The sequence below is a fragment of the Lactiplantibacillus plajomi genome (assembly GCF_005405405.1).
Lineage (GTDB): Bacteria > Bacillota > Bacilli > Lactobacillales > Lactobacillaceae > Lactiplantibacillus > Lactiplantibacillus plajomi.
Window position 1 is genome coordinate 58,670 of record NZ_BJDZ01000008.1, and the last position, 18,056, is coordinate 76,725.

Annotated in this window: 19 protein-coding genes; 15 read left to right on the plus strand and 4 right to left on the minus strand. The window is 53.6% G+C overall.

Annotated features, from left to right (window positions below; all coding sequences use genetic code 11):
• The first annotated feature begins 23 nt into the window (after nucleotides 1-23).
• The 12 genes from FFM82_RS04740 to FFM82_RS04795 all read left to right on the plus strand — a co-directional run bounded on the left by FFM82_RS04740 (nucleotide 24) and on the right by FFM82_RS04795 (nucleotide 9,388).
• Nucleotides 24-1,175 carry an ATP phosphoribosyltransferase regulatory subunit gene (locus FFM82_RS04740; RefSeq protein WP_137644725.1) on the plus strand — a complete coding sequence of 384 codons (1,152 nt, stop codon included), beginning with the start codon at nucleotides 24-26 and terminating at the stop codon, nucleotides 1,173-1,175.
• Nucleotides 1,168-1,824 (plus strand): ATP phosphoribosyltransferase, encoded by a 657-nt coding sequence (gene hisG, locus FFM82_RS04745; protein WP_137644726.1) that lies wholly within the window; start codon nucleotides 1,168-1,170, stop codon nucleotides 1,822-1,824. The genes FFM82_RS04740 and hisG overlap by 8 nt, the downstream gene beginning before the upstream one ends.
• Nucleotides 1,821-3,107: a histidinol dehydrogenase gene (hisD, locus tag FFM82_RS04750; RefSeq protein WP_137644727.1), complete on the plus strand. Its 1,287-nt coding sequence runs from the start codon at nucleotides 1,821-1,823 to the stop codon at nucleotides 3,105-3,107. Before hisG ends, hisD begins: the two co-directional genes overlap by 4 nt.
• Nucleotides 3,108-3,120: 13 nt before the next feature.
• Complete coding sequence (gene hisB / locus FFM82_RS04755; RefSeq protein ID WP_137644728.1) at nucleotides 3,121-3,705, plus strand: imidazoleglycerol-phosphate dehydratase HisB; 585 nt, start codon at nucleotides 3,121-3,123, stop codon at nucleotides 3,703-3,705.
• Complete coding sequence (gene hisH / locus FFM82_RS04760; protein WP_137644729.1) at nucleotides 3,706-4,332, plus strand: imidazole glycerol phosphate synthase subunit HisH; 627 nt, start codon at nucleotides 3,706-3,708, stop codon at nucleotides 4,330-4,332.
• Nucleotides 4,313-5,029 carry a 1-(5-phosphoribosyl)-5-[(5-phosphoribosylamino)methylideneamino]imidazole-4-carboxamide isomerase gene (gene hisA / locus FFM82_RS04765; RefSeq protein ID WP_137644786.1) on the plus strand — a complete coding sequence of 239 codons (717 nt, stop codon included), beginning with the start codon at nucleotides 4,313-4,315 and terminating at the stop codon, nucleotides 5,027-5,029. Before hisH ends, hisA begins: the two co-directional genes overlap by 20 nt.
• Complete coding sequence (gene hisF / locus FFM82_RS04770; protein WP_137644730.1) at nucleotides 5,026-5,784, plus strand: imidazole glycerol phosphate synthase subunit HisF; 759 nt, start codon at nucleotides 5,026-5,028, stop codon at nucleotides 5,782-5,784. Before hisA ends, hisF begins: the two co-directional genes overlap by 4 nt.
• Complete coding sequence (gene hisI, locus FFM82_RS04775; protein WP_137644731.1) at nucleotides 5,781-6,092, plus strand: phosphoribosyl-AMP cyclohydrolase; 312 nt, start codon at nucleotides 5,781-5,783, stop codon at nucleotides 6,090-6,092. Before hisF ends, hisI begins: the two co-directional genes overlap by 4 nt.
• 14 nt (nucleotides 6,093-6,106) lie before the next feature.
• Nucleotides 6,107-6,427 (plus strand): phosphoribosyl-ATP diphosphatase, encoded by a 321-nt coding sequence (gene hisE / locus FFM82_RS04780; RefSeq protein ID WP_137644732.1) that lies wholly within the window; start codon nucleotides 6,107-6,109, stop codon nucleotides 6,425-6,427.
• Between the two features lie 11 nt (nucleotides 6,428-6,438).
• A complete protein-coding gene (gene hisC / locus FFM82_RS04785; protein WP_137644733.1) occupies nucleotides 6,439-7,509 on the plus strand; it encodes a histidinol-phosphate transaminase in 1,071 nt (356 codons plus the stop codon).
• 245 nt (nucleotides 7,510-7,754) lie between these two features.
• Nucleotides 7,755-8,510: a TerC family protein gene (locus FFM82_RS04790; RefSeq protein ID WP_137644734.1), complete on the plus strand. Its 756-nt coding sequence runs from the start codon at nucleotides 7,755-7,757 to the stop codon at nucleotides 8,508-8,510.
• On the plus strand, nucleotides 8,477-9,388 hold the full coding sequence (locus FFM82_RS04795) for an NAD(P)-dependent oxidoreductase (protein WP_225425623.1): 912 nt from the start codon (nucleotides 8,477-8,479) through the stop codon (nucleotides 9,386-9,388). The genes FFM82_RS04790 and FFM82_RS04795 overlap by 34 nt, the downstream gene beginning before the upstream one ends.
• A 144-nt stretch (nucleotides 9,389-9,532) precedes the next feature.
• On the opposite strand, the gene FFM82_RS04800 is transcribed toward FFM82_RS04795, so the two are convergent.
• The 4 genes from FFM82_RS04800 to trpX all read right to left on the minus strand — a co-directional run bounded on the left by FFM82_RS04800 (nucleotide 9,533) and on the right by trpX (nucleotide 13,735).
• A complete protein-coding gene (locus FFM82_RS04800; RefSeq protein WP_137644736.1) occupies nucleotides 9,533-10,888 on the minus strand; it encodes an FAD-dependent oxidoreductase in 1,356 nt (451 codons plus the stop codon).
• 174 nt (nucleotides 10,889-11,062) lie between these two features.
• Nucleotides 11,063-11,845: an ABC transporter ATP-binding protein gene (locus tag FFM82_RS04805; protein WP_137644737.1), complete on the minus strand. Its 783-nt coding sequence runs from the start codon at nucleotides 11,843-11,845 to the stop codon at nucleotides 11,063-11,065.
• The gene (locus FFM82_RS04810; RefSeq protein ID WP_137644738.1) at nucleotides 11,832-12,740 is read right to left on the minus strand and encodes an ABC transporter permease; all 909 of its coding nucleotides are present in this window, start codon (nucleotides 12,738-12,740) and stop codon (nucleotides 11,832-11,834) included. Before FFM82_RS04810 ends, FFM82_RS04805 begins: the two co-directional genes overlap by 14 nt.
• Nucleotides 12,737-13,735: a tryptophan ABC transporter substrate-binding protein gene (gene trpX / locus FFM82_RS04815; protein WP_137644787.1), complete on the minus strand. Its 999-nt coding sequence runs from the start codon at nucleotides 13,733-13,735 to the stop codon at nucleotides 12,737-12,739. The genes FFM82_RS04810 and trpX overlap by 4 nt, the downstream gene beginning before the upstream one ends.
• An 813-nt stretch (nucleotides 13,736-14,548) precedes the next feature.
• On the opposite strand from trpX, the gene FFM82_RS04825 reads away from it, so the two are divergent.
• From FFM82_RS04825 to FFM82_RS04835, 3 genes are read left to right on the plus strand one after another with little or no spacing between them, the layout of a single operon-like run.
• Nucleotides 14,549-15,418: a homoserine O-acetyltransferase/O-succinyltransferase family protein gene (locus tag FFM82_RS04825; RefSeq protein WP_137644739.1), complete on the plus strand. Its 870-nt coding sequence runs from the start codon at nucleotides 14,549-14,551 to the stop codon at nucleotides 15,416-15,418.
• A gap of 1 nt (nucleotide 15,419) precedes the next feature.
• The gene (locus tag FFM82_RS04830; RefSeq protein WP_137644740.1) at nucleotides 15,420-16,706 is read left to right on the plus strand and encodes an O-acetylhomoserine aminocarboxypropyltransferase/cysteine synthase family protein; all 1,287 of its coding nucleotides are present in this window, start codon (nucleotides 15,420-15,422) and stop codon (nucleotides 16,704-16,706) included.
• A gap of 23 nt (nucleotides 16,707-16,729) precedes the next feature.
• Entirely contained in the window at nucleotides 16,730-18,007 is a 1,278-nt protein-coding gene (locus tag FFM82_RS04835) for a homoserine dehydrogenase (RefSeq protein ID WP_137644741.1), read from the plus strand.
• Nucleotides 18,008-18,056: the final 49 nt, after the last annotated feature.

Below are 18,056 nucleotides of genomic sequence, written 5' to 3' on the forward strand. Positions count from 1 at the left end.
GTTCAATTCAAGGAGGCGTTAGCATGTTACAACACTTATTACCATTGGGTACCCGGGATGAATTCGGCCGGCGGGCCCGTAGAAAGCAACAACTAATTTCGGTGATCCAGGCCCATTTTAAGCGCCGCGGGCTAGCGCCGATCGCGACGCCACTGTTGGAAAATGAGGCGGTCTTCGATCCTTACCAGATGGGCAATTATCAGTTATACCGCTTGCTGGGAACCGATGGCCAGACGTTGGTGTTACGGCCCGACTTAACGTTACCGATTGCACGCTTCATCAGTGCAACCAAGGTGCCGTTACCACGTAAGTTTAGTTACGTAGGCGATATATTCCGGGTCAGCCGCCAGTTGTCGGGGTCCTATAATCAGATTACCCAAGCCGGGGTTGAGCTAATCGGCTACGGTTCACTAAAAGCCGAGTTGGAATGCTTAACGATTGCTAACCAGTTAAGTGCCGAGCTGATTGAGGACGCCGTGGAAATCGAATTAGGTGACGCCCGCTTTGCACAACGGGTGGTTGCAAGCCTGACCGATAACGCATCGACCCAACAAGCAATCTTACGGGCGCTTTTTGACAAACGGGTGCCGAAGTATCAGGCGCTGATCGCCCCGTATCGTGACCAGCCCCTGTACGACTTTTTAAAAGGGTGGCCACGCTTATTCGGGCGACCAACCGATGTGCTGGCCCAGTTAACGGCCGCACCGCTTCCCGCCACCGTTCAACCAAGTATCGACCGCTTGAAGCGGGTGGTCGCCTGGATGAAGACCACGATGCCCAAGCAGGCGGTCTCACTGGATTTAAGCAGTCAGGCACCGCAGAAGTATTACACCGGCCTGACCTTTCGGGGCTATTCACAAGCCGGTGCCGGCTACCTGTTTAGCGGCGGACGTTACGACCAGCTGTTAGCAAACTTTCAGGCCGAGGCCGAACCGGCCGTTGGCATGGGCATCAACGTTGATTTATTGACGACGCTAGCCGCTGATCAGCCCGAGGCGCAACCGCGCGAACTGATCTATTGTGAACCGGACCAGTGGCAACAAGCTGAGGCGTACTTAGCACAGCAACCCAATGCCAGCATTAGTTTGGCGCCGGACTTGGCCGCAGCCCGCATGGAAGCACAACGGGCGGGGGCCCGCTTAGTGGATTTAACAGGAGGTGGCGTCAATGCCTGAAGAACGAATTAAAATCGCCCTGACCAAGGGGCGCGTCGAACAACAGGTCGTCCCGTTACTGGAAGCAGCCGGCATCGACTGTCAGCAGTTACGTAATAAACAGCGCCGTTTGATTTTTGATTCGGATACCCAGCCGTACCAATTTATTTTAGCCAAGGGTCCGGACGTCACGACGTTCCTAGAACGCGGGGCTGCTGATATCGGCATCGTGGGCAGCGATATTTTGACCGAGCACCAGAGCAGCCAGTACGAATTGATGGATTTAGGCGTCGGCGTGTGTCAGTTCGTCCTCGCCTCGACCGCCGACTTTGATCCGCAGGCGCCCCGTCGTAAAATTATTGGCACTAAGTACCCACGGATAACCCAGCGCTACTTTGATCAGCTGGGACGCGACGTTGAAATCATTAAAATTGAAGGTTCGGTCGAATTGGCGCCGCTGACCGGGTTGGCGGACGCAATCGTCGACATTACCGAAACCGGCACGACGCTGCGGGAGAACCACTTGAAAATTTATGATTATTTACAGCCGGTCTCGACACGGCTCGTGGTCAACCGGCTGGCGTTGAAGCAACATCAACGGTTGATTTACCAGTTTGTTGACCAGTTAGCAGAAGTCGTGAGCAAGTCGTCAAAGGAGTTAGCAAAATGAAAATTATTAATGAAGATTTAGCCAGTTTGAAACGGTTAGTGCAAACCAAGACCCAGCAACTGACCGACTTAAAAGTTGAGGCGGCGGTGCGTGACATCATCAGTGACGTGATTGCCCGCGGTGATCAAGCCGTTAGGGCGTATGAAAGCAAATTTGATCACGTTGATCTGACTGAATTTAAGTTATCCCAGCAGGCGATCGACGCGGCTTACGATAATTTGGACGCCGATGTTAAGCGGGCGTTGCTGCTTGCAAAGCGCAACATTACCAGCTTCCACGAAAAGGAAAAGGCGACCGGTTTTATTGACGCCGAACAACCGGGAGTTCTACGGGGACAAAAGTTGTTGCCGTTACAACGGGTCGGCTTATACGTACCCGGTGGGACCGCGGCTTACCCGTCGACCCTGTTGATGAGTGCTTTGCCGGCCAAAATCGCCGGCGTCGCGGAAGTCGTGATGGTGACGCCACCCCAAAAGGACGGTATTAACCCGGCGGTGCTCGCCGCCGCCAAGATTGCCGGTGTTGACGCCATTTACCAGGTTGGTGGCGCCCAGGCAATCGCCGCCTTGGCTTACGGAACTGAAAGCATTCCGGCGGTCGATAAGATCATCGGTCCCGGGAACGTCTTCGTGGCGACCGCCAAGAAGCAGGTGTTCGGGCAGGTTGCCATCGACATGGTCGCGGGTCCGTCCGAAATTGGCATCATCGCCGATGACAGCGCCGACCCGCGCCGGTTAGCGGCCGATTTATTAAGTCAGGCGGAACACGACCGCCGGGCCCGGCCAATTCTAATTACCGATAGCCAACCGTTAGCGCAAGCTGTTAGTGATAACGTCACCAAGCAACTGCAAGTGTTACCCCGAACGGCGATCGCCACCGCCGCGGTCAACGAGAAGGGCTTTATCGCGGTCGTTGACCGGGTCGAGGACATGTTTGCCTTAATGAACACCGTTGCGCCGGAACACTTGGAAATCCAATTACGGAACCCAACCCAGTACTTGAACCTGATTAAAAATGCCGGTTCGGTCTTCTTAGGCAAGTACGCTTCGGAACCGTTGGGCGATTACGTTGCCGGTCCGAACCACATCTTACCGACTAGCGGCACGGCCCGCTTCTCGTCGCCGCTGGGCGTCTACGACTTCGTTAAGAGGACGTCGTTTATTCAGTACACCAAGGACGCGTTAGCGAAGGAAGCCCCGGCGATTACCACCCTAGCCCGAGTTGAGGGGTTGGAGGGGCACGCCCGCGCCATCGAATCACGGTTTGACAAGTATTACGACTAAGGAGGGGATTACCATGCGTGAAGCAACCATTAAGCGGGTGACTAAGGAAACCCAAATTGAAATCAGTTTAAACCTAGACCAACAGAGTGGTATCGAAATTGATACCGGAATCGGCTTTTTGAATCACATGCTGACCCTGTTCGCAAAGCACGGTCGCTTCGGCCTGAAAGTGAAGTGCCTCGGCGACCTCGACGTCGACCCGCACCACACGACCGAAGACACCGGCATCGTGCTCGGCGAATGTTTCAAGCAGGCGCTGGGTAATAAGGAAGGTATTGAACGTTACGGCACCGCCTTTGTTCCGATGGATGAAACCTTGGGGCAGGTCAGCGTTGACTTAAGCGGGCGCTCCTACCTCGTCTTTGACGCTGAATTGACCAACCCCCGGCTGGGCGGGTTGGATACCGAAACGGTGGAGGACTTCTTTCAGGCCTGTGCGTTTGCCGCCGAAATGAACTTACACGCCCGCATTTTATACGGGCGCAATACTCACCACAAAGTTGAAAGTTTGTTTAAGGCCTTTGGTCGCGCAATGCGGACGGCCGTGACGATTAATCCGGAGATTATTGGCGTGAACTCCACGAAGGGTGTGATCTAAATGTTTGCCATCGTCGATTACGATACCGGGAATACCCGTAATTTAAAAAAAGCCTTTGATTACTTGCAAGTCCCGACGACCCTGACCGCTGACCCGGCGCTCCTAGCGCGGGCTGACGCGGTAGTCCTGCCAGGCGTGGGGGCCTTTGCCGCGGCGATGGCCGCGTTGCGCGAACGCGCGCTGGTCGCTCCGCTTCAGCAATTGGCCCGACAAGGCAAACCGATGCTTGGCATTTGCCTGGGCATGCAACTGCTATTTGAGAGTAGTGACGAGTACGGTCCGCACCCCGGTTTGGGGTTGCTGCGTGGCAACGTGGCGGCGCTGCCGACCGACTTGGGCGTGAAGGTGCCACAAATGGGCTGGAATCAAAATCAGCTTCAACGCAGCGGTAGTCCGTTTAGTGCCATCGACGGGGCCTTTACCTACTTTGTTCATTCCTACTACGCGGATTGTCCGCGCCAGGAAGTCGTGGCAACCGTCGAACACGGCGTGACGGTTCCCAGCATCGTACAGCAAGCTAACGTCGTCGGCATGCAGTTCCACCCGGAAAAGAGTGGCCGGGTCGGGCTCGCCCAGTTAGCAACTTTTAAGGATATGGTGAGTGCAAATGATTTTTCCAGCAATTGATTTAAAAGCCGGTCAAAGTGTCCGCCTTTATCAGGGCGACTTCGACCAGGCAACCCTAATTAACAATGATCCGGTCGAGCAAGCCAAGGCGGTCAACGCGGCCGGGCTCCACCAACTGCACGTGGTCGACCTCGACGGCGCTAAGGCCGGTCAACCGGAGAACTTCGCGACGGTGGCGGCGATTCGGGCCGCCTTCGACGGGACCGTTGAAATCGGTGGTGGCATTCGTAGTCGGGAGCTGGCGGAACTTTACTTAAAGCTCGGTATCGACCGAATCATCCTCGGTTCGGTGGCGTTGAGTGACCCCACACTAGTCAAGCAACTACTGGCAACTTACGGTGGTGAGCGGATCGTCATCGGCATTGATGGCCAAAACGGGCTGGTCGTGACGGATGGCTGGTTGAAGCAGTCGCAAGTCAAGATGAGCCAGTTAATGACCGAGATGTTGGCAGCGGGGGCCCGCCACTTCATCGTGACCGACGTCGCCCGCGACGGGACGTTGCAGGGCCCAAACGTTGGACTTTACAGCACGTTACTGGCCCAGTGCCCGCAGGCCAACCTAGTTGCCGGTGGTGGGGTCCGGACGTTAGCCGACGTCCAAACGTTACAGGCAATCGGCTGTCAAGACGTCATCATTGGTAAGGCGCTGGCGGCCGGAACCGTCACGCTTGAAGAATTAGCGGGGGTGGTCGGATGATTGCAAAACGGATTATTCCGTGCTTGGACGTTGCCGACGGGCGGGTTAAAAAGGGCGTGCACTTCGTTAACCTAACCGACGTTGGTGATCCGGTTGCGATTGCGGCGGCTTACCAACAACAGGGAGCCGACGAACTGGTCTTCCTGGACATCGCCGCGACCAACCAACACCGCCAGACGATGGCAGCGATGGTTGAGCAGGTGTCCGCCCAGGTTTTCATGCCGTTGACAATCGGCGGCGGGATTAGCAGTGTCGCTGATATGCAACGAATTTTACGGGCCGGAGCTGACAAAACGGCCATTAATTCGGCGGCGGTTGCCAATCCGCAACTGATCCGGGCGGGCGCCGAGAAGTTCGGCAACCAGTGCATTGTGGTCGCCATTGATGCGGCGTGGGACGAAGACGCCCAGCTTTACCGGGTGTACACTCACGGCGGTCAGCAGGCTACCGAGCTGGACGCAATTGCGTGGGCTAAACGGGCGGTTGAACTGGGCGCCGGCGAACTACTGGTGACCAGTATGGACCGTGACGGCACCAAGGACGGCTTTGACGAACGCTTGTACCAGGCGTTGGGCGCCGCGGTCAACGTGCCAATCATTGCGTCGGGTGGCGCCGGCAAGTTAGCCGATTTTACCAGTGTCTTTAAAAACACCCCGGTCGACGGGGCGTTAGCAGCCTCGGTCTTCCACTACGGTGAACTGACGGTGGCGGACGTTAAACGGGCGTTACGAACGGAAGGGGTCGTGGTACGATGAAACCCGATTTTGATCAGGGCAACGGCCTATTAACGACGGTGGTCACCGATGCTGATACCAAGGACGTGCTAATGGTGGCGTGGATGAACGCCGAAAGTTACCGGCGAACGTTAACGAGTGGTCAGACCTGGTTCTGGTCACGGTCGCGCCAGGAGTTATGGCATAAGGGGGCCATGAGCGGTAACGTTCAGGACGTCATCGCGATGACCCTAGATTGTGATCAGGATACGCTGCTGGTCAGCGTGCACCCCCACGGTCCGGCTTGTCATACCGGTCACCAAAGTTGTTTTTTCAATCCAATTAAATGAAAGTGGGTCATACAATGCAAAATATGGAAGAACTATACGAAATGATTGCGGAACGCCAAAAGAACCCGAAGAAGGGCTCCTATACCGATTACCTATTTACTAAGGGACTCGATAAAATCTTGAAAAAGGTCGGTGAGGAATCGACCGAAGTTATCGTGGCGGCTAAGAACCCCGGTGACGATGAATTAGTTTACGAAACCGCCGATTTGTTGTACCACGTCTTGGTGTTACTAGTTGAACGTGGGGTCAGCTTTGACCAGATTAAGACCGAGCTCGCTAAACGTGAGGGTAAGATGAGTGATTACAAGGATCGCCCGGAAATTAAGAACTTATAGGAGGGACGCCCATGAAGGCCAGTGTCAAAAATTTAAAACCATACGTGCCGGAGCAGCCGCTGGCAAGTTTGCAACGCGAACTCGGGTTACCAAAACTAGTCCGTTTGTCGGCGAACGAAAATCCCTACGGTAGTTCGCCGCAAGTCAAAGCGGCCATTCAAGCCTGGGACTTCGACCAGGCGAACCGTTATCCGGATGCCGATGCCCGTGCGTTGCGGTCCGCGGTAGCCGCCAAAGAGGGGGTCGGACCCGAGCAGCTGGTCTTTAGCGTTGGCCTGGACGAAATGATCGTGATGGTTTCGCGGACGTTTCTGGCACCGGGCGACGCGGTGTTGGTTTCCGGGCCGACCTTTTCAGAATACGGGTTGCACGCCCAAATTGAGGGCGCTTCGTTGGTGACCGTCCCGACGCTTGCCAATGATCACGTGGATTTTCAGGCCATGGCGGCCGCGTTAACCCCGCAAGTTAAAATGGTTTGGCTGTGTAACCCGAATAACCCAACCGGTACGGTGGAGTCGTTGGCGGACATTGAGGCCTTTATTCAGCAGGTCCCCACGGATACGATGGTCATGATCGATGAAGCCTACTTGGACTTTGCGCCGAACGCCGCCGCGTTAACGGCAATGCAACTACCGACACGCTACGCCAACGTGGTCGTGATGCGGACCTTTTCCAAGGCGTACGGCCTCGCTAATTTCCGCATCGGCTACGCGGTCTTTGCGCCCAAGTTAGCGCCAACCATGCAGGCGGTGCGTTTGCCGTATAACGTCAATTCACTGACCCAGGTGGCGGCGTTGGCCGCGTTAAATGACCAGCAATTTTTACAAACCACTGTCAGTCAAAACGCGCAGCAGCGCGCCAACTGGTTAGCGTACCTGGCGAAGAACGGCTATCAATTTGATGACTCGGCCGCCAACTTTATCTTCTTTGCTCACCCGCGGGCGGCCGAACTGGCCGAATATTTGCGCCAACATGGTTACCTGATTCGGACCGGGTTACGGCCCGGTTGGTTACGCTTGACGGTCGGGACGGCCGTCAAGCGTAACCAACCGGGCGATACAACGATTAATGACCGCGTTTAAGTAAAATAATGAAATTTGTGAAATAAAATGATAAGGGTCATTCGAGTTTGCGAATGATCCTTTTTGTTTGACGGGGGTCAAAGCTTGGTATATCAATGATATTTTGGTCGGCACACGGGTGGCACTAATGACGCGTCGTGAAAAAAAGAATTATTTGTGAAAATAATATTTAATTGACCAAAAAGCGACCAATAACCGGTATATTATATAGTAGAGTTTGATACCGAAAAGAAAGAGGTGATCACGTGTTACACTTACTCGCACAATTATACGGGCCCTTCTTCAGTGCGACTAACTGGGGCAATGTGATTACGTCCGCAAATGACTGGTTAATCATCTTGTCATTGGCCGTAATCGAATGTTTACTGTCGGTGGATAATGCCGTGGTACTGGCGGCACAAACCCAAAGCCTAGATACCGAGATTGAAAAGGAGAAGTCGTTGTTCTACGGCCTTTGGGGGGCATACTTATTCCGTTTCATTATTATCGGGATCGGAACCTACATGATTGGTTTTTGGGAGATCAAGGTTCTGGGAGCCGGATACTTATTTTACTTAGTCGTACGGTTCTTTATGGATCCGCACGTACCAACCGCCGATTCCGGTAAGCCGAAAAAGACCCGCCGGCTATTCGGCATGAGCAAGTTTTGGTCGGTTGTTTGCCAAATCGAGCTGATGGACATCGTCTTTTCAGTCGATTCAGTGTTAGCGTCACTGGCAATTTCGGAAAATCCGGTGATTGTTTTAATCGGTGGGATGATTGGGATTGCTTGCATGCGGGGAATCGCTGAGTTTATTATGAAGTTAATGGAAAAGATTCCCGAATTGGAAACGATGGCTTACTGCTTGATCGTTGTCATCGCCTTTAAGCTGTTCCTTTCAATTCCGATGATTGATATTGAAATTCCCGCGACCGCCTTTGCCGGCATCGTGCTGGCGGCCTTCATCATCACGATGGTCGTCCACTTCTGGCGTCGGCGGCGGGCACACGAGCAAAATTAACATGGAAAGGTGTCGATAGCATGAGAATTGGTTGGATTGGAACGGGTGTCATGGGCGCTGCCATGGCGCAACATTTAATGACAGCGGGGCACCAGTTAGTGGTTTATAACCGCACGAAGGCCAAAACGGACGGCTTAGTTGCCAACGGGGCGACCTGGGCGGCTGATCCGCAGGCCGTTGCGCAGCAAAGTGACGTCGTCTTTACGATGGTCGGCTTTCCAAAAGACGTGGAAGAAGTCTACTTTGGTGAACACGGTATTTTTAAGGGCTTAGCTGAAGGTAAGACGGTCATCGACATGACGACGAGTCAACCGAAGTTAGCGGCTAAGATTGCGGCTTACGCCGAAGAACACGGCCGCCATGCCTTGGACGCCCCAGTTTCGGGTGGCGACATCGGGGCCAAGAACGCGACGCTGACGATCATGGTCGGTGGTGACGACGCCACGTACGCGGCAATGTTGCCACTGTTGAACGTTTTGGGCCATAAGGTCAACCACTTCGGTGCGGCTGGCACTGGTCAACACGCCAAGATGGCCAATCAGATTATGATTGCGGGCACGATGACCGGGCTGACGGAAATGTTGTTATACACCAAGGCGGCCGGGCTGGATCCCGAAAAGGTACTCGCGACGCTTTCAAGCGGTGGTGCCGATAACTGGAGTATGGATAACTACGTCCCGCGGATTTTAAAGGACGACTACACGCCGGGGTTCTTTGCCCGCCACTTCTTAAAGGACTTACGAATCGCGCTCAGTGAGGCCGATTCCATGGGGCTCGACCTCGTTGCCACGGCTCAGGCCAAGCGCTTATACGAAGTGATGGTCGACGTTAAGGGCTTAGGCGACCAGGGGACCCAGGGGCTCATCAATATTTACTAAGTACTACTAACATGACCTTATCCTGTTTGGGATAGGGTCTTTTTTGTCCGCTAATATTACGACTGTCACGATAAGCAAAAAAAGCGCTGCCAAGCCAATTAGGTTTGACAGCGCTAGGTTTTAGTATGTCGAGATTAACTTAAATTAATTTAAACTGGCAACGGCCTTTTGAGCGGCAACGTTGATGATGTTCCAAGGCCGGTCGAAACCAGGCTGGAAGAAGAAGTCAGCGTATGCGAGGTCGGCCACCGTCATCTTGGCTTGGATTGCAACCGAGATGGCGTTGATGTTGGCCGTGACGTCCGCCTTGGACATGATTTGAGCACCTAAGACGCGCCCGTCCGTCGGGTCAAAGGTCAACTTGAACCAAACCTTAGTGTTGCCGTCGGATTCGGGCACGAAGGCTGGCCGCATTGTATCGGTCACCATGACCGACGCGCTCTTAACGCCCAACTTGGCACTGGTACCTTCCTTAACACCGGTTGAAGCAAAGTGGTAGTCGAAGACGGAAAGGGCGGAGGACCCGGAAACCGGGATCATTGGTAAATCGTTGCCCAGTAGGTTTTGAGCGGCGATGCGTCCTTGACGACGGGCCACCGTTGCTAACGCGATCCGGTTCAACTTATCAGTTGGCGCAAATGGGACTAAGGTTGCGTCCCCAACGGCGTAAATGTCGGGTTGGCTGGTTTGCAGGTGGTCGTTGATCTTGATCAGACCGTGGTCGTCGAGGTCAACAACGTCTTTCAAGAAGCCGGTTGCTGGTCGAATCCCAGCGGCGGAGACCACTAAGTCGGCGGCGTATTCGCCTTGGTCGGTCACCACTTTGGTCACCACGCCGTTTTCACCTTCAAAGGACTTGATCCCTTGACCAACGGCTGGATAAATATCGTGCGCCTTCATCGTGTCCGTCAAAATATCGGTGAATTCTTGGTCGAGGTAGAGGCTTAATAAGCGTGGCAACATGTCGATGACGGTGACGTGCTTGCCGGCCTTAGCAAAGACTTCGGCGGCTTCAATACCGATGTATCCGGAACCGATAACGACAACGTTCTTAACGTCCGGATCAACCGTCTTAGCCTTTAACTTGATGGCCCAGTCGCGACCGCGCATCGCGTAAATGTTCTTCAAGTCGTGTCCGGGTACTGGCAAGATGTTTGGTACGGCACCAACACTTAAGACCAGCTTATCGTAACTTTCATCGCGTTCCTGACCGCTGGCGTGATCAATGACGTGTACGGAGTGGTTGTCGGCGTCGACCTTGGCGACTTCGGAATTCAGGAAGACGTGAACCCCTTGCGCCTGCATGCCAGCTGGGGTCGCGTAGCTGACGTTGTTGACGTCCTTAACGACACCTTCTAAGTATAATTGCATCCCGCAGGATAGGAAGGACAGGAAATCGCCCTTTTCGTACCACTGGATTTCAGTATCCGGTTGCGCGGCTAAAATACCACGAACTGTTTCATAACCACCATGGGAAGAACCAACGACAATAACTTTCATTATGATGAACCTCCAATAATTAGTTTAGAATTATTCTAATTTGAATATAACACTGAATCAGGACGTGTGCAATTAAAACGCTTACGGAATTGTTTGGCGTCCCTTAACTAAACCGTACCACCACGATAAAAAGCCTGTCAACCGCGATTAGTTGACAGGCTTTAGCGTTACTGATTATTCGATGGTGTCGAAGAAACTGAGTAATTTTTCTTTCGTCAGGGCGGCTTTTTCGGCGCCGCGGACGTCGTACTTAATCTGCCCCTGGTCGAGGACGATCAACCGGTTGCCGTACTTCAAGGCGTCGTCCAAGTGGTGGGTGATCATCAGGCAGGTCAACTTTTCTTGGGTGACCCGCTGATTAGTTTGCGCCATCAGTTGCTCACTGGTTTTGGGATCGAGGGCGGCGGTGTGTTCGTCCAACAGCAGTAGGTCGGGGCGTTGCTCGGTTGCCATTAAGAAGCTTAAGGCCTGGCGTTGGCCACCGGAAAGGTTTTCGGTCGCGGTGTTCAGCCGGTCGGACAAGCCGTTATTATCCATTGACGCGGTTAACTGCTTGAAGTGCGCCATGTGCTGCTTTAAGTGTCGTAGCCGCAACGTCCGCCGTTTGCCACGTTGGCTGGCAAGGAGCAGGTTTTCGGCGACCGTCATCCGTGGCGCAGTCCCCATCTTCGGATCTTGGAAGACCCGGGCGAGAAAGGCGGTCCGCTTCTCCACGGAGAGGTGGGTAATGTCTTTCTCGCGCAGCTTGATTTGCCCACTAGCAACTGGTAATTCACCACTAATGGTGTTGAAAAGGGTCGACTTGCCGGCCCCGTTGGAACCCAGAACGGTAATAAAGTCACCATCGTAAATCGTTAAGTTGAGGTGCTTTAAAATCATCACTTCGTTCGGGGTGCCACCGTTGACCTTGGTGACAATGTCGTTGAGTGCTAGTAACGGTTGGTTAGTTTTCGTCATAACGCGCCACTCCTTTCTTTAATACGTGGTTGAGGTGCAGGGCCTTGCTGAACTGTGGCAGCATTAAGCAGATGGCTAAGATCAACGCGGATAGTAGGTTCATGTCGTTGGTGTTGAAGCCGAGTTGTAAGACGAGTAAGCGCACGAACTGGTAAAGGATACTACCGAGGGTGACCGCAACGAGCCGCTGATTTAGCGTTAGTTCGCCGAAAACCACTTCGCCGATAATGATCGAAGCCAGGGCAATTACGATGATCCCGATTCCCATGCTGACGTCGGCGTAACCGTTGTTTTGGGCGATCAGGGCGCCACCGAGGCCAATGATACCGTTAGAAACCATCAGGCCCATCATGGTCATGTTATCGGTGTTGATCCCGATTGAACGCGCCATTTCGCGGTTGTCGCCGGTCACGATGAAGGCTTGGCCGAGGTTAGTTTGTAAGAAGACGATCAGTAAGACGGTAATGACGGTAATTACCACTAAGCCAATCAGCACGCTGTCAAAGTACTTCGGCAGGGTTTGCAGAAAATGGTTCGAGAAAATCGTGGTCTTACCTAATAAGGAAACGTTGGAACTGCCGCCCATGATCCGTAAGTTGATTGAGAGGCAGGCGGTCATGACCAAAATTCCGGCTAACAGGATCGGCACTTTGCCCTTGGTGTAGAGCAGCCCGGTCACTAACCCGGTGGCAGCGCCGGCCACGAAGGCTAATAACGACGCGGTCAGTGGACCAGCCCCGTGTGCAATGGCGGTGACCGCAACGGCGGCGCCTAACGGGAAGGTGCCTTCAACCGTCATGTCGGGGAAATCTAAAATGCGGAACGTTAGGAAGAGGGCGACCCCCAGTGTGGCCCACAACAGGCCTTGCCCGATACTAGATACGATCATACTCATTTGTAAATAACCCCTTTCGTTTTAGCTTCTTTTAGGACGTCCGCTGGGAAGGTGATGCCCAGCTTTTTAGCGGCGGATAAGTTCAACGTCATCTTACCCTTGGAAATGACCTTGATTGGGTAGTTAGCGGTTGACTTGCCCTTTAAGACCCGCGCTGCCATTTCACCGGATAACTTACCTAATTGGTACTGGTCAACGGAGAGGGTGGCTAAGCCGCCCGCTTTGACCATCGTATCAACGGCCGGAATGACCGGGACGTTGGCCTTGTTGGTTACGGAAACCAAGGTCTTCATTGCGCTGGCCACGCCGTTATCTTGGGGGGCGTAAACCGCGTCAACTTGTGACGCCATCGTTTCAGCCACTTGTTGCATGTCGTTAGTATTGGCAATCGTGTAAAGCTTGTAGGCCACGCCTTCCTGCTTACAAATGCGGGCAAATTTTTTGGCGTTATATTCGCCACCGTGATCGGAAGTCGTGTAAATGATGCCGATTTTTTTAGCGTTTGGCACTAACTTTTTCAGAAAATCCAAGTGTGATTTCAACGGTGATTCACCGGAAGTCCCGGTAATGTTGCCGCCGGGGTGCTGGTCGCTCTTGATCAACCCGCTACCGGACGGGTCGGTGATGCCGGCCAGAATGACCGGGGTTTCGTCCTTGGCCGCCGTAGCTAAAGCTTGTGCGGCGGGGGTGGCGATGGCAACCGTTTCGTCGGCGCCTTCGTTAACGAACTTTTGACTCATCGTCTTTAAGTTGCTTTGATCACCCTGGGCATTTTGGTAGTCGATCTTAACCGTCTTACCCGGAACGTAACCGTATTCCTTCAGACCAGCCAGGACGCCGCGGTGAATCGCGTCTAGGGCGGGGTGGGTTTGTAGTTGTAAGATGCCGACGGTCGGCACCTTCTTGGTCGTGGCGCCGGATGTGCTTTTGGGTCCCCCGGTCGCGAAGAAGGCGACCCCCAGGAAGACGACTAACGCGCTAATAAATGCAATCATTCTTTTCAATACATTTCACCTCAAATTAGTTTTGCGCGGGCATTTTTGCAAATAAAAAAGGGCAAACCAGTAAGCTCTGGTTTGCCCTTTACGGAACCGAAGCCTGCTGTGTTTAAAACCCATGCAGACTCCTTTGGATATCAAAGTTAAGCCGGCACAGATACAAACTGTTTGCCAGATTGTATCCATGCAACGGAATTACAATCTGAACGGCCGGCTTTGCCACGAACTGTTCAAGTTATGTACAAACTTTGTCATCCTTGGTCCCTCGCTTTCGTTTATTAATTGCACTCAGTATAGGCAAAGATGAAATTGCTGTCAAGCAGTTTTCTTATTTTTTTCAAAGAAAAGTCGGGATCCGGTTATTTTTTAAAAGGCGGATTACCGTTTATTTAATTTGAAGTTAGCCGATAATCGTTGATATGACAACAATGCTGCCGGTATCTGCATAAAAAGGTGAGAAAATGAGTTGACAGCGATAAAAGCTGGTGTTAAATTAGCTTTAAATTAAAAAACGATTAAGACGTTGAAGAGAAGAGTAACGACGTGACCGATTTTCAGAGAGCTTCGGGTGGTGAGAGAAGTAATCGGGAACGTTGTGAAGATGAGCTTGGAGTCATGACCCGGGTCGCAAGGCTACGGGTGCGGTTGCAACCGATATATTGCGGAGTATCCCCCGGGGTACTTGTCGAGGTCGTCATTGCGAGGTGGCGACGAATTACGGTGGTAACGCGAAAGCTTTCGTCCGTTAGTTTTGATATCAAGACTAACGGACGAAAGCTTTTTTTGTCGCTAAAAGAAAGGAAGATTATGATGACGGTCACAGTAAAAAATGGCTTATTAAAGGCACAACGGCAGTGGGTGAACGGTCTTGAACCGGACCACGCCTTACAATTATTAATTTTGAACCTGATGCCGACGAAGGTAACCACTGAGCGGCAGTTTATTCAACGTTTCGCGGCGTTGGATACCGACGTGGCCGTCACCTTCATGTACCCGGAGACCCACCAGTTCAAGAGTGTGCCGCGTGAGTTGGTGGCTGAAAATTACGTGACGCTTGGCCAGGTCGTTGACCGTTACTTTGACGGTTTGATCATCACCGGGGCGCCGGTGGAGAAGTTAGCCTTTGAGGACGTTGATTATTGGTCGGAGTTGGAGGGAATCATTAGTTGGGCCCAGCGCCACGCCAGCCAGACGTTATTTGAATGTTGGGCGGCGCAGGCCGGTTTGTATGAACAGTTTAACGTTCAGAAGCGCCTAGTTGATCACAAGGTGTTCGGCATCTATTCGGCGGACCACGTTGACGAGCACTCCCAGTTGGTTAGCGGCTTTGCGGCGGGGGGGCAATTGAAGATGCCGCAATCGCGCCACACGGAATTGGTGCTGCCAACCAGCTTACCGGACGGGTTACGGGTCGTGGCGGACAGTGATCAGGTCGGACCGTTGGTTCTGGCCGCGCCGGCGTTGCGCGCGGTTTACGTGACGGGCCATCCCGAGTACGAAGCCGAGACGCTGGCCAACGAGTACGAACGCGACTTACGGAAACGGCTGCCGATTCAAGCGCCGCAACACTACTTCAAGGCTGGTCAGCCACGGGAAGTTGATTACAGTTGGTCAACGGCCAGCTGCCGACTGTACGCCAATTGGTTAAAAACATTGAATTTAACGAAAGTGGGTCTTTAATATGACAAAAACAAATCCAGAAAATTACCATTTTGAAACGTTACAAGTGCACGCGGGGCAAACGGTCGATGAGACCGGCTCGCGGGCAGTCCCGATTTACCAGACAACCTCCTACGTGTTTAAGGACGCTAAGGAAGCCGCCGGCCGCTTTGCATTGACCGATCCGGGCAATATTTACACCCGCTTGACCAACCCGACGACCGCCGTTGTGGATCAACGGGTCGCGGCCTTAGAACACGGGACCGCCGGCGTGACGTTAGCGACCGGTTCGGCGGCCATCAACGCGGCCATTTTGACGATTGCCCAACAGGGGGACGAAATCGTGGCGGCCAACACCTTGTATGGTGGGACTTACGACTTATTCGCGGTCACGTTAAAAAAGTTGGGGATCACGACCCACTTCGTTGACCCGGATGATCCGGCGAACTTTGAGGCGGCAATTACCGAGCACACTAAGGCCCTTTACGTAGAAAGCATTGGCAACCCCGGCATTAACCTGGTCGACTTTGAAGCCATTGCTGAAATTGCTCACCGCCACAAGATCATCTTTATTGTGGATAACACTTTTGGGACCCCGTACCTTGTAAGACCAATCGAACACGGCGCCGACGTCGTTATTCATTCGGCAACCAAGTTTATTGGCGGCCATGGTACGACGATGGGCGGTGTCGTGGTCGCAGGCGGTCAGTTCGACTGGCGTGCGAGTGGTCGTTACCCGGGCTTTACAACCCCCGACCCGCAGTATAACGGCCTAGTTTTTGCCGATTTAGGCGGGGCGGCTTTCACCACCAAGTTACGGGCGGAGAATTTACGTGACATGGGCGCGGCCATCAGCCCGTTCAACTCGTTCCTACTATTACAAGGACTAGAATCGTTATCGTTGCGGGTCGAACGCCACGTCGCCAACACCCGTAAAATCGTGGCCTTTTTGAAGGATCACCCGAAAGTAGCGTGGATCAATTACCCGGAATTAGCGGATAGTAAGTACCACGCGTTAGCCGAAAAGTACTTTCCAAACGGCGTCGGTTCGATCTTTACGCTCGGTTTGACCGGCGGCGAAGCGGCGGGAAAGGCCTTGATTGAACATTTGAAATTATTCTCGTTACTTGCTAACGTGGCCGACGCGAAGTCGCTGATCATTCACCCGGCATCGACGACCCACGCCCAGCTAAATGAACAGGAGTTACTGGCCGCCGGGGTAACGCCAGATTTGATTCGGATCTCAGTCGGGGTCGAAAATGCGGATGACTTGATTGCTGATTTAGATCAAGCTTTGGCTCAAGTTTAGGACCTAATTAGGAGGGGATTAAAATGACAACGACGATTGAAATCGGGATGTTAGGATTCGGCACGGTCGGTAGCGGGGTGATCGACCGCTTGACCCGGGCAGCGGATCAGATTGAACAAATGCAGGGACTGCGGCTACACCTCGCCAAGGTCGCCGTTAGTCACTTAAACGCGCCGCGGCAGGTGCCGTTACCAATTGGCACCCGGCTGACCGATTCAATCGAAGCGGTCGTGACCGACCCCCAAATTCAGGTTGTTATCGAGGTCATGGGGACGTTAAAACCGGCCGAAGCGGCCATTACGACCGCCCTACGTCACGGTAAGTCGGTCGTCACCGCCAATAAGGACCTAATTGCAACGGCCGGCCACCGGTTAGTGGCACTCGCCAAGGAACGGAGCTGTGACTTATTATACGAAGCCAGTGTCGCCGGGGGAATCCCAATTTTGCGGACGTTAGCGGATAGCTACGCGACCGATTCGATTCAGGGCGTTAGCGGCATTATTAACGGGACGGCCAATTACATTCTCAGTGCGATGACGAACGGGCGCTCGTACCAACAGGCGCTTAGTTTAGCGCAGGAAGCTGGTTACGCTGAAGCCGACCCGACCAATGACGTCGCCGGACTAGACGCGACTTATAAGTTAATGATTCTCAGCCAATTCGCCTTTGGTCAGCCGTTGACGGTGGCCCAGGTCGCGCCGGTCGGGATTACGACGATTGACGCAACAGTTTGTCAAACGGCCGCCGAAAATGGCTGGCAGATCAAATTACTGGCCCAGGCGCAACGCCATGACCACCAACTTTACTGCCGGGTCGCCCCGGTGGCGGTGGCAACGGGGCGGGCGTTAAGTCGCGTCGACGGGGTTCAAAACGCGGTTGCGTTGCGGAGCGCCGCCGTTGGTGAAAGCTGTTATACGGGACCGGGGGCCGGCAGTACCGCCACGGCGAACAGCGTCCTGAACGACGTGATCGTGGCCGCACAGCGCCTCGTACGCGGGACCCGCGGGCCGGCCTTTAATCATAACCATCAGTATTTGACCGTGCACCACTTAGATACGGTGGCCCAAGCGTACTTGCTATTTAGCGACCAACCGCGCAACCGGATCGTTGAAACGGTCGAAACGTTGGGCGCCAACGTAAAGTCCCTGGCGCAAGGGTGTTATCAAACGGGGACGCTGTTGCCGGCGCAACGTGACCAGTTACGGGCACTAGGAACCCTGACCCTCATTCCAATTGAAAATTCAGTGACTTGGCCACTGGTGGCGTCCGCGCAAGCAATCGCCACCCACGTTGCCATTTGAAAAAGCGCACTGCCGTACAGTATACTGTATGGGAGTGCCTTTTTTAGGC